The 15,163-nt window shown below is 37.5% G+C and carries 11 protein-coding genes; 4 read left to right on the top strand and 7 right to left on the bottom strand.

Annotation, left to right across the window (positions count from 1 at the left end; translation table 11 throughout):
* Positions 1 to 4 precede the first annotated feature (4 nt).
* Entirely contained in the window at positions 5 to 1,273 is a 1,269-nt protein-coding gene (locus IPM92_05105; protein MBK9107760.1) for a replication-associated recombination protein A, read from the bottom strand.
* A gap of 168 nt (positions 1,274 to 1,441) precedes the next feature.
* On the opposite strand from IPM92_05105, the gene IPM92_05110 reads away from it, so the two are divergent.
* Both IPM92_05110 and IPM92_05115 read left to right on the top strand, forming a co-directional pair.
* Positions 1,442 to 3,709 (top strand): gliding motility-associated C-terminal domain-containing protein, encoded by a 2,268-nt coding sequence (locus IPM92_05110; GenBank protein MBK9107761.1) that lies wholly within the window; start codon positions 1,442 to 1,444, stop codon positions 3,707 to 3,709.
* 8 nt (positions 3,710 to 3,717) lie between these two features.
* Entirely contained in the window at positions 3,718 to 4,413 is a 696-nt protein-coding gene (locus IPM92_05115; protein ID MBK9107762.1) for a DNA alkylation repair protein, read from the top strand.
* Here the strand turns inward: IPM92_05115 and IPM92_05120 are convergent, their stop codons facing one another.
* From IPM92_05120 to IPM92_05135, 4 genes are all read right to left on the bottom strand, one after another.
* Positions 4,414 to 4,842: a hypothetical protein gene (locus tag IPM92_05120; GenBank protein MBK9107763.1), complete on the bottom strand. Its 429-nt coding sequence runs from the start codon at positions 4,840 to 4,842 to the stop codon at positions 4,414 to 4,416.
* A 12-nt stretch (positions 4,843 to 4,854) separates the two neighbouring features.
* Positions 4,855 to 6,912: a S46 family peptidase gene (locus IPM92_05125; GenBank protein MBK9107764.1), complete on the bottom strand. Its 2,058-nt coding sequence runs from the start codon at positions 6,910 to 6,912 to the stop codon at positions 4,855 to 4,857.
* Positions 6,913 to 6,986: 74 nt separating this feature from the next.
* Positions 6,987 to 8,840, bottom strand: a complete 1,854-nt coding sequence (locus IPM92_05130) for a M1 family metallopeptidase (protein ID MBK9107765.1) — start codon at positions 8,838 to 8,840, stop codon at positions 6,987 to 6,989.
* Between the two features lie 88 nt (positions 8,841 to 8,928).
* Positions 8,929 to 9,561: a WbqC family protein gene (locus IPM92_05135; GenBank protein ID MBK9107766.1), complete on the bottom strand. Its 633-nt coding sequence runs from the start codon at positions 9,559 to 9,561 to the stop codon at positions 8,929 to 8,931.
* An 18-nt stretch (positions 9,562 to 9,579) separates the two neighbouring features.
* Between IPM92_05135 and IPM92_05140 the strand changes: the two genes are divergently transcribed.
* Both IPM92_05140 and IPM92_05145 read left to right on the top strand, forming a co-directional pair.
* On the top strand, positions 9,580 to 10,869 hold the full coding sequence (locus IPM92_05140; protein MBK9107767.1) for a glycosyltransferase: 1,290 nt from the start codon (positions 9,580 to 9,582) through the stop codon (positions 10,867 to 10,869).
* A 165-nt stretch (positions 10,870 to 11,034) separates the two neighbouring features.
* Positions 11,035 to 12,018: a chorismate synthase gene (locus IPM92_05145; GenBank protein MBK9107768.1), complete on the top strand. Its 984-nt coding sequence runs from the start codon at positions 11,035 to 11,037 to the stop codon at positions 12,016 to 12,018.
* Positions 12,019 to 12,069: 51 nt separating this feature from the next.
* Here IPM92_05145 and IPM92_05150 read toward each other — a convergent pair whose 3' ends face one another.
* A complete protein-coding gene (locus IPM92_05150; protein MBK9107769.1) occupies positions 12,070 to 12,627 on the bottom strand; it encodes a histone H1-like repetitive region-containing protein in 558 nt (185 codons plus the stop codon).
* A gap of 213 nt (positions 12,628 to 12,840) precedes the next feature.
* A complete protein-coding gene (locus tag IPM92_05155) occupies positions 12,841 to 14,907 on the bottom strand; it encodes a hypothetical protein (protein ID MBK9107770.1) in 2,067 nt (688 codons plus the stop codon).
* Positions 14,908 to 15,163 lie beyond the last annotated feature (256 nt).

Below are 15,163 nucleotides of genomic sequence, written 5' to 3' on the forward strand. Positions count from 1 at the left end.
AAACTCAGTAGTTGTATTTCGTTTCCCATTTTTCCTTCAAAAATTGCCTGATTTTATCCTCATTGCCCGCTTGTCCGGGTTCATAAAATATCTGATTTACAATATTTTCAGGTAAATATTCCTGTTCCGAAAACTGACCCGGATAGTTATGTGCATATTGATAGCCTTCCCCATATTGCATTTTTTTCATCAAGCCTGTCACTGGATTTCTCAGGTGTAGCGGTACCGGAAGGTTTCCCGTTTGCTGTATGACAGCCAATGCTTTTTCAATTCCCATATATGCAGAATTGGATTTCGGAGAACAAGCCAAATAGATGGCAGTTTCTGCAAGAATAATGCGCGATTCAGGCCAGCCAACCTGTTCAACAGCTTGTTGGCAAGCCGTTGCAAGTAATAAAGCATTAGGATTGGCCAAGCCAATATCTTCAGCAGCAGAGATTAAGAGCCTGCGTACGATAAATCGAGGGTCTTCGCCGCCGGCGATCATTCTGCCAAGCCAATACAAACTTGCATTTGGATCTGAACCTCTAATGGATTTTATAAATGCGGAAGCAATGTCATAGTGAATTTCTCCATTTTTATCATAAATGGCGATATTTTCCTGAACCAGTTTTTGAATGAGTTCATTACTAATCTGAAGGGTTTCATCTTGCAGCGAGCCCACTAATTCCAATATATTGCATAATTTTCTGGCATCGCCTTGTGCATATTGCAACAAAGCTTCATTTTCAAGCAACTCTATTTTTCTTCCTTTGAATAAAAAATCTTTGGTTAGAATACTCTCAAATAATTTTAAAAGATCATCATCCTTCAAGGGCTTGAGAGTATAAACCTGGCATCGGGACAAAAGGGCATTATTGATCTCGAAAGATGGATTTTCGGTAGTTGCACCAATTAATACGACGGTGCCTCTTTCTACAGCAGCTAATAAAGCATCTTGTTGTGATTTGTTAAATCGGTGAATTTCATCTATAAACAATATAGGAGAAGCTTGATCGAAAAATCGATTACTTTTAGCTTTATCTAAAACTTCCCGAACATCTTTCACTCCGGCTTGAACGGCGCTCAACTCATAATAAGGACGTTTTAAACTGCTGGATATAATTTTGGCCAGGGTGGTTTTTCCAACGCCGGGTGGTCCCCAAAATATAATGGAAGGGATGTGTTCTTTTGTAAGTGCAATTCTCAATACACCTTCTGGACCGGTGAGATGATCTTGTCCTAGGAACTCTTCAAGCGACTTAGGTCGCATTCGCTCTGCTAAAGGTTGCACTTTTTATAAGAAATTTTATTGTTAAGCGTTCAAATATATAAGAAACCGGATGACTGTCACATAAATATTGGACTCTGCTTTTGGCAATACACTCTAATGAACTTCAAATGTTAAGGTTTTTGGGTACATGAATGAGCTATTCAATGAATGCATTATCTTTGAAATCGCATGAAATGTAATATTATAGTTTTTCTTACTTTATTTCTCATTTTTTCCATAAGCCAGCTTGCTAAATCTGCGCATATCATTGGCGGTGAATTGTATTACGAATGTCTTGGATTTGGAAATAATGGCCAGGACACAAGTAAAAGGCGTTACTTAATTACCATAAAACTCTACAGAGATTGTGCATCTACTGGTGCTTTTTTTGATGATCCTCTGGGATTTACTATTTTTCGCCAGCAAGGAAATACTTGGGTGAACACCCGAAGCGGACAAGGGGCCAATTCAGAATACAGGGTAAACTTGCAATCACCTATTCAACAAATTGATCCACCGGAATATCCATGTTTGGTGTTGCCGCCTAATATTTGTGGTGAAGCCGGCAGTTATCAGCTTGAAGTGGAATTGCCGATTATTAATTCGAAATATTTAGTTGTTTGGCAACGGTGTTGCAGAAACAATACGATCACAAATATTGTAAATCCGGAAGCGACCGGTGCTACTTATTTTATAGAAATTCATCCTGAATCGCAAAGGACTTGCAACAACAGTCCTCGATTTATCAATTTTCCGCCAACCGTACTTTGTGTCAACGAACCATTTAATTTTGATCATTCCGCATTTGACAAAGAAGGGGATCAATTGGTTTATGAGTTTTGTGAACCCTTTGCAGGTGGCGGTAGGGGTGGTGGCAACAATTGTCAGTCTGTAATACCTACTCCGGATTGTATTCCACCATACACGCCAGTGCAATACAGATTTCCATATACTGCCTTATTTCCATTAGGCGGAAATCCTCAAGTTACCATCAATACCTTAAACGGAATCATTACAGGTTCTCCCGATGTCATCGGACAATTTGTAGTAGGCGTTTGTGTTTACGAATATAGGAATGGCGTTTTATTGTCAGTGCTAAAAAGGGATTTTCAATTTAATGTTGCAAGCTGTGAAGGAGCGGTTGAAGCAAGATTGGGAGGCGCAAGTCAACTGACCCCGGATCATTTTAGTATTACGGTATGTGGGTCTTTGAATTATCAAATGCAAAATGCGAGCATCGATTCGCGGTTTATTAATGAGGTTCAGTGGATTTATGAAAATGGTGGAATTTTGGATACGTTTTTAGGTTGGGCGCCGAGAATTAATTTTAAAGAAGGTGGTTGGCATGCTGGAAAATTTATTTTAAATCCAGGTACTAACTGCGGTGATACGGGTTTTTTCAATATTAATCTCATTCCAGATTTGAAAGCAGATTTTATTTCAGTTTACGATAGCTGCAATGCAGGGCCTGTACAGTTTAATGATCTTTCCTATTCTCAATATTCACAAGTGTCGCAATGGAATTGGAGTGCAGGTGATGGGATTACGGCATTTTCTCAAAATCCCTCTGTGCATTATTTACGGCCGGGAACATATCCGGTATTGTTGACAGTTAAAGATAATTATGGCTGCGAAAGTCAATCTTTTGAGGAAATAAAATGGTACCCTTCTCCTAACGTAGTTATTTTTTCACCAAACAAAAATGAGGGTTGCATTCCATTAGATATCGAATTTAAAAATATTTCTTTTCCAACGGATTCGAGTTATAAATTTATTTGGCGTTTTAGTGATGGTGCCATTGATTCAGGCTATTTCGTGAACCATCGATTTTGGCAGGCTGGAATCTATGGTCTCAAACTAGAGGTCACTTCACCATTAGGCTGCTATACGGAGAATAGTTTTCCAAACGTGATTCAGGCATTTGAGCCACCCAGTGCAAATTGGACCATTGATCGTCTCATGGTCAATCTCAATGATCCTGTTATACACTTAGAAGATTTGACCAGTGGCACTATTGGTCGTACCTGGATTTTTCAAAAAGATAAATATTTTTTTGATAAGAATTTAAGTTATGAAATTGAAGATACAGGGAATTTTAGCGTACAACTCATTGTTGTGGATCGCTTTCTTTGTACAGACACTTTGGAGACCAACATCTTTGCATTTAAGGACTTTAGTTTATTTATGCCGAATGCATTTACACCTAATGGGGATGGAAAGAATGAAGTATTCGGTCCGGTAGGTCAATTTGCAGCGATGCAATACTATTCAATGCAAATCTATGATAGATGGGGATCTTTATTATTTTCGACCACCAATCCAATAGACCACTGGAATGGGCGATTTAATAATTCCGGAAAAGATATTCCTTCCGGAGTTTATGTTTACGAAATAAAATATAAAGCTTTGGCTAGAGAAGCTGTCGAACAACGCCGGTCTTTTAGTTTGATCCGATAAAGACTTCGATGTCAAAGGATTTCAATAATGCATGTTTAGAAGAATTTAGAAAGTGTTTTAAAGCACTTCGAAATTCTTCCAAAGCGATAGGTATGAAGGCTTACATGCGCAACCAATTTGATTTTTGCGGCGTGCAGGCTCAGGATCGTCGCCATGCGGTCAAAGCAATTGTTACCCATTTTGAATGGGACGATCAAAATGATTTTATTGAATTTATTAGACTATGCTGGCAGCAGGACCAAAGGGAGTATAAATACCTGGCTTTGGATTTAAGCAGAAGATTTATTCACAAATTAGATACGAAGTGTATTCCGTTTTTTGAACAACTCATAATTACCGACTCGTGGTGGGATACGGTCGACGGAATTGCACCTCAAATTATTGGACGCTTGATTCAAAATGATAAAGCCAGGATTCAAGAGCAGGCCTCTAAATGGATCCAAGATGATAACATTTGGAACCAAAGATCAGCTTTGATTCTGCAATTGTTTTATAAGGAAAAAACAGATTTTGAATTATTGACGGATTGTATTTTACGCACTTCAAAGAGTAAGGAATTTTTTATAGAAAAGGCAGCAGGGTGGGCTTTGCGCCAGTATTCAAAAACGAATCCCGAGCGGGTTAAAATATTTTTGGCAGAAAATAAAATTCCCTCCCTGAGTTTCAGAGAGGGAATGAAATATATTCTTCAAAAAGCTTTGTAATTAGTCAGTGAAAACTTTGAAATCTTCCGGTTTACTTACTTTTAAAATGTAAGAACGCGTACAAACCTGATGTATGTATTGGTCATATCCTTCAACAATTCCCGTTACCACAAATTTCTTATTGATTGGATTTTTAATATCGCTGTACATTTCAACGGGTATAGCCGAACTGAATTCAACTTTGATAGTATAATCAAAGTTGTCAGGATCACGTGCAAAAATGGTATTTCCTGCAATCATGATATTGTTATTCGCTAAGGCCATTTCAACCGTGAGGGATTTACCCTCGCAATCCATTGTTTTATTGCAGCTGCCTTTGCAATCTGATCTCTTGAGTATCCCTTTGATCCCTTTAGAAACAGATCCACCGGTAGAGCATGCAGTTAGTAAAATGCACGCTGCAAAAATTCCAAATACTACTTGTTTCATAAAAACGATATGTTATTTAGATAATTCTGATGTTATGCGGTCAGCTTTATAAATGTATTTTAAAGCTGCAAAAATCCCGCCAGCATGAACACCAACAGTTCTATTGGTTTTTTCATCATAAATGAAATTACCCGGTAATGACTCAATATTTCCATCAAATACTAAACCAATGGCTTCTTTATTCCGGTTGATAATAGGGCTTCCAGAATTTCCACCAATGATATCATTCGTAGTGACAAAACAAAATGGAGATTGTAATAGTTCCATAGGAGGGTTCAGCCATTTTTCAGGCAATGTCCAAGGGAATTTCTTATTATAGGAGTAATATCGATCGTACAGCCCAAAGAAAGTTGTTTTGTATGGAGCCGTTGTACCATTGTAGTCATAAGATTTTACTTTTCCATCAGATAATCTTAGGGTAAAAGTAGCGTCTGGTGGTAACTGATTTCCTTTTACTTTAAAAACGGCATTAGCTATTTTAGCTTCCATCGCTTTTCTTTTGTTATTGCTTTGCTGAAATGCTTTTACGGCTTCCATATATTTGGGCACAATGATATGAGCTGCCTCCAATAATGGGTCATCGTTCTTAGCAAACTTTTCGGCATCCTGCATTAATATCTTATCAAGTTTATCTGGATCTGTAAAATCAGTTTTTTCAAGAATTTTTTTTGCTTTCTTTTCAGGACTTTTGCCATCGAGAAGTTTTTCTGATATATTGAATTCAGCGGTTTCAAAAGCAACAATTTCTTCAAAATAAGCCTGGAGAAACTCCTGTTGTTTTGGAGTATTCAAATCTTTTGCCATGTCTTTGATTTGCATTCTTAGATTTTCAAGAGATTTTGAATCTGCACTTGCTAATGATTTTTCATAATTGACCAATGCAAACATCAAATACACAGCATTGCCTTTATTGCCAGATGGTCCCAATATTGTTGTGGAACTACCATACTTTTTAAGTGCATCGTATTCTTTTTCAATTTCAACCCATGGATCTTCATCTTTAAGCTTTGTCTTACTCCTGATTTCTTTTTCCATGGCTACTTTGCGACCAAACAAGGCCGGATTTTGTAGGCCTCCTAATATTCCTGAAATGGCTTTGATGCTGTTTCCTAATCCAAAAATGGAATTGAGTAGTTTGTCGCTTGGATTTTTGTCATATTCTTTTTGTAGAATTTGACTGCGCGTCTTCATCATTTTTAGCTGTGCAGGAAATCGCACATCCCGGTCATATTCAAATTGTCGCACAGTTCTATATCTTTCAGTACTTCCGGGATTGCCAATAACAAAAACAGGTTCATCTTCTTGAGCACCTTCAGGTTTAAATTTGAAATAATGTGCCGATGTATTTAAGGGTTTCCCTTGCTCGTCATAAGCCCTCCAAAATGTAAAGTCTAAGGAATATCTTGGATAGGTAAAATTGTCAGGATCTCCGCCGAAATAACCGAGGTCATTTTCAGGAATCAATACTAATCTAATGTCCGCAAATTTTTTATAACCATAAAGGCTGTACTTACCACCACTGTAATAAACAACAGTCTGAATGCGCAAACCTTTCCATGCATCCATTTGAGCATATTCTTTTTTGAGCTGAACAAGAGCGGAATCAATGAGTGCCTTTTGCTCGTTGTCATCTTTTGCTCCTTTTGCTTTTTTCTGAATTTTTTCCGTGATATCTTCAACGATAATCAATTGCTCTACAAATAAGCCTTCAGCTTTGCGCTCTTCTTCCAGCGTCTTTGCATAAAATCCATCAGTCAATAAAGACTCACCTGGTTTTTGCAAAGAAGTGATGACATCTCTAGAACAATGATGATTGGTCATGATCAATCCGTCCGGTGAAACAAAAGAAGCGGAACACCAAGTTGCAAACCTCAAAGAAGCTCTGCGTACATCGCCATACCAGCTATCTTCAGGAGTGAAATTGTAGGCTTCCTTCAACCAATCCTTGGGTGGGTTCTCGAAGGTCCACATTTTGCCAAAATCAAATCGTTGTGGCCGGGTGTCATCTTGTGCGGTCAAGTTAAAGGCCCAAAAAAGCACAAATGGGATTAAAAAATTGCGATAATTCATAATTATTTTAAAATTTAAGCTGCAAATATAGCTATTACGAAGAATTTCGTAATAATATTTGAATTTAGTTAACCTTACAGCACTTTTTCTATTGAAAGCTTCGTAATAGGATGATACAAATGGCCATAAGTTTGGAAGAGACGTCGGGCTAATTCTTGATATCCATGATCAGCAAGCGCTTCGTAAATGGGTAAAACGAATTTTCTCCTTCCAATAGTTTGAAGAAAATCTTCAATGGAGGGAAGTATTTCGGCGGTATATTGATTCTCAATTCCATAAATGAACCATGCAAAACGAATTTCTGAATTTTGACGTTGTTTAAAATTGTAAATGCGATCAATTTTTGAACATAATTCTGAATCCTTTGAATCTGGCAAATTTCTAATAAAATGAAGATATTCATGTGTTGTCCATTGTCTTGAATAGGATGTATCGGGTTGATTTCCTTTTAATATGAAGGAGATATAGGATTCGACCTGATCAAATTTTTTGCGACTATAATTTCCAACAACCAAAGGTTGTCCCGGTTGATAAACCCACAAATTCAGAGTATCCAATAAAGGATCATTCGCTTTTAGCAAATGAGTTTTTGCAAAATTCAAAAATCCTTCAGTCGTATTGGATCGGAATGCAAATTCTTTAAAATAAGCTTTAAGAAATTCGTCTAATGCAGCCCTTCCTTTTCGTTCCTCAAGAAATCGCAATAATGCTTTCCCTTTTTCATAAGCAACATCTGTCAGTGCTTCTTCCGGGTCCATACCGTGTAATTTTAAATGTAGACAAGTCAAAGGGTTTTCGGGACCCATGTCTTCAATTGTTTTGCGCAGATCCTGTAGACCCAATAAACTAAGCATATCCGCATAATCACGACCGTACAAACTTTCCATAATTCTGCTTTCGATATAAGTAGTAAATCCCTCGTTCAGCCAGAAATCATTCCAGCTCGCATTGGTTACAAGATTACCACTCCATGAATGCGCAAGTTCATGAGCAAGCAATGCAGTCAGACTTCTGTCTCCTGCAATTACGGTCGGGGTCAAAAATGTCATTCTAGGATTTTCCATTCCGCCAAATGGAAAACTAGCCGGTAAAACGACTACATCATATCTTCCCCAGGGATAAGGACCATATAATTGTTCAGTCGTGATGAGCATTTTCTCTAAATCTTCAAATTCCCAATGCGCTGCAGTTAGCCACTCATGGGGTGCATAAACACCAGTTCTGGGGCCTATCGACTGAAACCCAAAATCGCCAACAGCCAAAGCCAGCAAATATGCAGGAATGGGCAACTCCATTCGAAAGTGATAAATTCCGGAATCGTTTTTTTGAGTGCTCCCTTCAGCGCTCATCACTGCCATTAATTCTTTTGGAATGGAAACTTTTGCGTGATAGCTAAAGCGCATGCCCGGTCCATCCGGACAAGGTATCCATGATCGGGCATAGATGGATTGACTTTGGGTAAATAAAAATGGATGCTTTTTATTGGCTGTTTGATCTGCGGGAACCCATTGCAATGCGGTGGCATCGGAACTTGTTTCGTAATGCACTTTTACTTTTTGAATATGCTTTCCAATGGGAATTACCAAACCATTGCCAAGAATGGAGTCAGTATCTGTAATTCTGAATTCGGTTTGCGTATAATCTTGTCCGTTAAACACTTCAACTCCAAGTATTCGGATCCCCATCATGTCAAGAATCAGACTATCCTTACAGTTTTGAAAAAGTGTATATTCTGCCGTACCCGCTATTTTCTGACGATCAAAGAGTATCCTTACATCCAAATCCAAATGTTGAACATTACATGAATTAGGATCGCTGAAACTATGAGGATCTTTTTCAAATTTGGGAAATTCTTGCTTCTCCTTATTTTGACAAGCAAGGATTGAAACAATGACCAGTAAGTAAAAACTTGTTGACTTTATTTTCATAAGGCTTTCAAATGATTCAGAAACGAAAATTAGTTGTGTTTGTTTTGCAGGATTTCATGTAGCACCTTCATATTAAAGGATATTCCCATTATATAACAAATGTTGGTCTAAACTTTTTGAGATATGCTGGAGTTTCGGGTCCTAAATGAAAAATAGCATCTAATATGGATAAGTTGTGGAGAAATGTTTGGCCAAAAATCTGCTCATAAGGTGGATTGTCTTGAGTAAAATCAGTATATGATTGGCTGCGCAAATCCAAAGTTTGAGAGCTTATGGATTTTTGATAGGAGCAGGTCATTTGAAAATCTTTGGGTATAGATAACCAGGATTTCAAAAGATTTAAAGCGTTCATGTTAAAAGTAAACAAGGATTTTTCTTTTCTAACAAACAATTTGATCAAATCTTCCCGATAGTATTCATAAAAAGGACTATTTCCATAAACTGTTTGAAGAAACCTCAAATGCTGAGTTGGCCAATCCTGTTGATAACATATGCTTACATTCATAATGTTTTTTTGATGATTTTTACCTTTTTCAAGAGGAATAGATAAACTATGAACACCTTGGTGTGAACCTAGTAAAAATCGGTTTCTTGCAGATTTTTTTTGGTAATTTTCATGGGCTTCCACTAGAAGGTTTGCAGCTGAATAGAATGCGCTCACCCATTGAATAGGAGGAAAAGCAACGGTATGGATCATTAGGTTTTGATAGCTTTGTTCCATGAATGATTTCGAGAATTTATGAATGCGCAAAGTTATCTCCAAAAACATTCATTTTTTGATGAACTGGTGGTAGGCTTGCCGGATAAAGAAACCTGTTTATGTATAATTATACCAGCTTATAATGAACCTAAGCTGTTTGTGACCCTTGAATCCGTATTTGCTATGAAATCCTTACCTGGTGTTACAGAAGTTCTAGTTGTGCTCAATCATAGCGTGAGCTCTTCTGAAGAAATTAAAAATTTTCACGCAAATCAATACCAGGAACTCCTTAAAATTCAAGAGACAACGAAAACATCTCGCATCCGACTAATCGCCATGCAAGTCATTGAATTGCCCGAAAAATGGGCTGGTGTAGGAATGGCGAGAAAAATTGGAATGGATGAAGCCATCCGTAGATTTTCAAAAATTGGCAAAGAAGGAATTCTTTGTAATATTGATGCAGATTGTTTTGTAAATTCGGATTATCTCATCGAAGTCGGATTACATTTTGAAATGAACCCTTCCGTTGAAGCCTTAAGCTTCGGTTTTGTCCATCACACAATCGATTGCGATTTCTTAGAAAAACAAGCTATTACTTTCTATGAATTACATTTGAGGCTTTATTTAAATTGGCAAAAATATTTTAAGTACCCATTTGCATATCATACCCTGGGTTCATGTTTTGGTGTGCGCACAGATGCTTATCGCCAACAAGGTGGTATGAATCGAAGAAAGGCTGGCGAAGATTTTTATTTCCTGCATAAATTTAGTGTGATTGATAAATTAGCAGCGGTCGACAAAGTATTGGTCTTCCCTTCGGGCAGGATTTCAGATCGGGTTCCCTTTGGAACAGGAAAAAGTGTAGCCCAAATTATTGAGAATGCTTACAACGCTGAATCTTTTGAGAGTTATCATCCTGAAGCAATTGGAATATTTTGCAATGGCCTACAATTGCTAAGTTTGTCTTATTTTAAACTAAAATCTCAGGCAGATGCCTGGAAGCAAAGCAATTTGGATCCTTCCTTGATAGACTTTCTTGTGACCAGAAACTTTCAAGAACATTTGGATGAAATAGTTAAGAATTGCAACAATGTCAAGAGTTTTGAAAAGAGACTGTCAAGATATTTTGATCCATTTTTGCTCATGAAGTTTTTGCACTTTACCGAAGCGAATATTAAGTCTCGTATTGCGGTCATGGATTCCTTTAAAAGATTTATGAAATGTTATCAACCTGAAAATATAGATGTTGAGAGCTGCTCAGTTCAGCAGGCACTGGATTGCATGAGAGCAAAAGATTATGGTTCATTTAAGCCTGGAGTTGAGCGTTAAGCGGAATAGAAGTTCTTAATTTGGTGTTGGCTAACGTATGATGCATCCATATAAATTACTTTGCAAATTAGAAAACTTGGTCTGGAACTGTTGGTTGAATTGAGTTTAAGGCTTCTTTCAAATTTTTTGGTATTAATTTAGTTTCTTTGATTTTAATTAGCTTCCATGAATTCATTTGGTAAAAATTTTAGAATACAATTATACGGAGAATCACATGGCCCGGCCGTAGGAGTGATTGTGGATGGATTACCTGCCGGTATTCCAATAAACTTGAAGGATTTCGAAAGGGATATTTCACGTAGAAAACCCGGCGCTGTGGGCACAACCGCGCGTTCAGAAACAGATATTCCCTTGATTCTTTCAGGTTGTTTTCGCGATTTAACTACAGGGAGTCCATTACATATTCAGTTTGTCAACGGGGATATCCGATCTGCAGATTACGAACAACAACAAAAAATTCCTAGACCTGGTCATGCAGACTTTGTCGCTGCAAAAAAATTTGGGGGTTTCCATGATTATAGAGGTGGAGGACATTTTAGCGGGCGATTGACATTGCCAATTGTTGCTGCGGGAGTGCTTGCAAAAAAAATAATAGGGCCCATTGAGCTCGAAGCAACATTAATTGAAGCTGGTGGATCAAATGATATTCAAAAGGCAATTGAAATGGCCATTGCCAATCAGGATAGTATTGGTGGTATTGTTGAATGTAAAATTCAAAATGTTCCGATAGGATTGGGTGAACCCTTTTTTGATTCCATCGAATCAAAATTAAGTCACCTGATTTTTAGTATTCCTGCAATAAAGGGAATTGAATTTGGAAGTGGATTTTTAGCTGCTAAAATGAAGGGTTCTCAACATAATGATTCCATTCTCAATTCATCGGGACAGACGCAAACGAACCATGCCGGAGGCATTAATGGCGGAATCAGCAATGGAAATCCGATCATTTTTCGTGTGGCAATCAAGCCAACAAGTAGTATTGGAGCTATACAAGAATCCGTGAACTTGAACACAAACCAAATGGAATCATTCCAAATCCAGGGCCGCCATGATGTTTGCATTGCTTTGAGAGTGCCTGTTGTTGTGGAAGCGGTCGCAGCTATTGTAATAGCTGATTTAATAATGGAATCAAAACTCAATAAGGGATAAAAAAAAACTCCGGTTTTTTGAACCAGAGTTTTTTTATCGCGATTTGTAGATTTACATCTGCATTTCGCCCATTCCAGAAGTCATGGGCTCGGCAGCTGCAGCCGGCGCAGGCGCAGGCTTTTTTCTACCTTTTGAACTTCCTTTCTTAGCAGTCGCTTTTTTGGTAGCTTTCTTAGGAGCCGCCTTTTTAGCAGTCGCTTTTTTAGCACCAGCTTTCTTAGCAGTTGCTTTTTTAGGAGCCGCTTTTTTAGCGGTAGCTTTTTTAGGAGCCGCTTTCTTAGCAGTTGCTTTTTTAGGAGCTGCTTTCTTAGCTGCTGCTTTTTTAGGAGCTGCTTTTTTAGCGGTAGCTTTTTTAGGAGCTGCTTTCTTAGCTGCTGCTTTTTTAGGAGCTGCTTTTTTAGCGGTAGCTTTTTTAGGAGCCGCTTTCTTAGCTGCTGCTTTTTTAGGAGCTGCTTTCTTTGCTACTACTTTTTTAGCAGCCTTTTTAGGAGCTGCTTTTTTAGCAGTCGCTTTTTTTGCTCCAGCTTTTTTAGTAGCTTTTTTAGGAGCTGCTTTTTTGGCTGTTGCCTTTTTCGTGGTTTTCTTAGCAGTTGAACGTGCTTTTGCCATGATTAATTTTTTTACGTTAACGAATAAAAATAAAACATTTGATTAGAGAATAATGAAATTCATTTATCAAAAATCCTACCAAAGGTATGACATTTTTTAAATATGCAAATTTTTTTTAATATTTTTTTGAAAAAGCACATTTTTTTCTTAGTAGCAAATTTTGTAAATCATCACTTCCTTATGATCAAATATATTTATTCATAAGCGGGACGATTAAAATTCATAGGTCCATTGAAGTGTTGCATTTGAAGTTTGATTTTGCATTTCAAATGGAGTTGAACTCCTTTGAACATCAATGAATACAAGGGTTTGAGATAATTTTGCTTCAATGTTGAATCTTTGAAATGGCTTCCATCTGATGTTGAAATAGTATCGCAATCCACTTCCTGAATGCGATTGAAATCCATAATGGTACATGACATCATTCTCAAAAACATACATCTTTAAGCCACTTTTACCAAGATCAAAATATGCGATTCGAGCATTGAAATTGAGCTTTCCGGCAAGTGGTTTGTACAAAATATCCTGTGCACAAAAGAATCCTGAGGCATTTTGACCTATTGAATTTAAGCATTTCCATTGAATTCTGTTTCTCCATTTGAGCGATCTGGACAAGGCCATTTCATAATATATCTGAATGGAGAGTTGGTGAATAGTCCTCTGTATTGAAGGCAACAATACTTGTTGTGGATTTTCAGTCAGCGCTTGAGATCGCAGTTCTATCTGACATTTGGACTGCCACTTTCTTCTTTGTTGACTACTGAGAGATAAACGAGAGTAAGATGTAGGTGATTTGCTGTAATAGCCACTGGACACGTCCCAGAGACGTTCATTGATCTCATATGCAAGACTTAATTTTAAATTTCCTTTGATGTTGAAATTAAATTGCAGCATATAGCCAGTTTGGTTCCAGCTTTTTCCACTTGATGTGTTTGCCTGGCTTAGATGGGCATAAAACCCAGGTCCATATCGATAAAATTCACATGCAATTTCAGCTCGCTTGCCGATGCCTGCTGCCAATGATTGGTGATAGCTTGTGTTCTTTCGCGTATCCATTACAAGCTCCCCGGTGAGAAATATATTCCTCATTTGCATTTTGTAAAACCCAGATCCATAACATAGTTTTTGGGCTTCTGGTATGAATATCTTTTCTAATTGAGTGGTATTTGATTGATCATATTGGTTCGCATTATACATGCCATGTAATCCTATTTCAGCATTTTCCGTTTTGTGTAAAGCAACAACTCCGCTGGTCAAGACGGATTGATTCTTTCGATTAGATAGTTCATAATTAGTGGTATGTAAGCCTGATTCCTGAAATCTTGTAGATAATAGGGTGGGCTTATTATCCGACGAATCCAATCTTGAATCCATCAACTTATAGGATGTATAAGCGATCAGATCAAAATTTAAGGCTAGGGTCATTCGTGCGCAAATTCCTCTAAGCATTTCGTTTTCGCCAATGGAGCTATAAGCTTTCATTCCATATTGTGTTTTAAAAGAGATCCTCAATTCTGGTAAACCACTTTTAAAAGAACCATTGTCTAGTAACAAACCCAAACCTAATGATAGACTGTAATCTCCCAATATGATATGTGGAATTTTCTTATGTAGATTTCGCAAGGAGGCGTTCGCCGAAATATAATCAGGTAATTTCAAACCGCTTTTCATCAGCCATGACTCGCCAGCATCTTTTTCAAGTGTTAGCCCATATTGAAGTTTGTGATGTGCAAATCCTCTAAACTTTAAGAGCAATTTATCAGGACTACCTATTTTTCGCGACGCAGAGCTGTCACTTATGTTTTCATCTGATGGTGTTTCAAGCCTTCGATTCCAACGCAACAATAAGAATTGCTTCTGGCTTTGATTCATTTGAGTTTCTGAAGCAGCAATGCCACGGTCATTTAAGACATAAGTCAAATTGATGAGTTTTCGGATTTTCTCAGGAGCAATTCCCATCAGCGTTTGTAATTCCAAAGTAGATATCAGAGGTTTTAGCTTGTGCAGAAATGCAATAATTTGTTCGATCTCGTTAGGGTTTAAAAATTCAAATCTCTCAAGATCTTCCGGAACGATTGCATTGATGTCTAATTTTTCCTTGCTTTCAAATTGTAGTCCTTCATCTTTTTGTAAACTAAATTGCTGCTCAAGCACTTTTTCAGATGAATTAATAAACGGATCATCTTCTGTCCATTCTGTAAGTTGTGCGTGCAAAACACTATGGTGTAAAAGTAATAAGTGGACCAGTCCTGTCCCAATGTAATGAATTAAGTTGTTCATAGTAAAGGTGTTCTGAATACGAAATTAAATATTCAAATAGACAATTAAATATTTTGTTTGCTTTCATTATAGGCTCGCAAACTCGAATAAGTAGATCCTGCATTTGGATAAATTAGAATCTTAATTTAATCAAGCTTGTGATTGAAAATATTTTGATGCGACAAGTTCCCGGATCGAAAATTGTTTGAAAAATGTACCTGATCTATAGGCCAGGCCCATTCAGCAGCTTCTATTAAGTATACAACTAAATTCTGAT

This window comes from Saprospiraceae bacterium (genome assembly GCA_016719615.1).
Classification (GTDB): domain Bacteria; phylum Bacteroidota; class Bacteroidia; order Chitinophagales; family Saprospiraceae; genus Vicinibacter.